This window comes from Allobosea sp. BH3, from assembly GCF_025499465.1.
GTDB lineage: Bacteria > Pseudomonadota > Alphaproteobacteria > Rhizobiales > Beijerinckiaceae > Allobosea.
In genome coordinates this window covers 1-1154 of the sequence record NZ_JAIMCA010000014.1, presented here as the reverse complement: position 1 = coordinate 1154, position 1154 = coordinate 1, and the positions used below count along the sequence as shown (strand labels likewise).

Annotated in this window: 1 protein-coding gene; it reads right to left on the bottom strand. The window is 66.1% G+C overall.

The genetic code is table 11. The features are described from left to right. On the bottom strand, positions 1-1154 hold a 1154-nt coding region (locus BoBH3_RS24465), incomplete at both ends, for a DNA translocase FtsK (RefSeq protein WP_262333472.1).

Below are 1154 nucleotides of genomic sequence, written 5' to 3'. Positions count from 1 at the left end.
TCGACCAGGATTTCGCGCTTTCCTGCGTGGTTTGCGGGTCCGACGATGCCCTCGTGCTCCATGCGCTCCATGATCGAGGCGGCGCGGTTGTAGCCGATCTGCAGGCGGCGCTGGATGTAGGAGGTCGAGGCCTTCTTGTCGCGCAGCACGACCGCCACGGCCTGCTCGTAGGGGTCGTCGCTCTCGGCGACGGCCATGGCACCCTTGTCGAAGACCGCGCCGTCCTCGTCCTCGCCGCCCTCGGCCTCCTCGGAGGTGACGGCGTCGAGATATTGCGGCCGGCCTTGCGTCTTGAGATGGGCGACCACCTTCTCGACCTCGGAATCCGAGACGAAGGGGCCGTGCACGCGGGTGATGCGCCCGCCGCCGGCCATGTAGAGCATGTCGCCCTGGCCGAGCAGCTGCTCGGCGCCCATCTCGCCCAGAATGGTGCGGCTGTCGATCTTCGAGGTGACCTGGAAGGAGATGCGCGTCGGGAAGTTCGCCTTGATCGTGCCGGTGATGACGTCGACCGAGGGGCGCTGCGTGGCGAGCACGACATGGATGCCGGCGGCGCGCGCCATCTGGGCGAGGCGCTGGATCGTGCCCTCGATCTCCTTGCCGGCGACCATCATCAGGTCGGCCATCTCGTCGACGATGACGACGATGTAGGGCAGAGGTTCGAGGTCCATGACCTCCTCCTCGTAGATCGCCTCGCCGGTATGGCGGTCGAAGCCGGTCTGGACCGTGCGGGTGATGATCTCGCCGGCGGCCTTGGCCTCCTGCACGCGGGCGTTGAAGCCGTCGATGTTGCGCACCGCGAGCTTCGACATCTTCTTGTAGCGCTCCTCCATCTCGCGCACCGCCCATTTCAGCGCGACGACCGCCTTCTTCGGATCGGTCACGACGGGGGTGAGCAGATGCGGGATGCCGTCATAGACGGAAAGCTCGAGCATCTTCGGGTCGACCATGATCAGCCGGCATTCCTCGGGCTTCAGCCGGTAGAGGATCGACAGGATCATGGTGTTGATGGCGACCGACTTGCCCGAGCCGGTGGTGCCCGCGACCAGCAGATGCGGCATGCGGGCGAGATCGGCGATGACCGGCTCGCCGCCGATGGTCTTGCCGAGGCAGAGCGCCAGCTTGTGCTTGGTCGATTCGAAATCCTGGCTCGC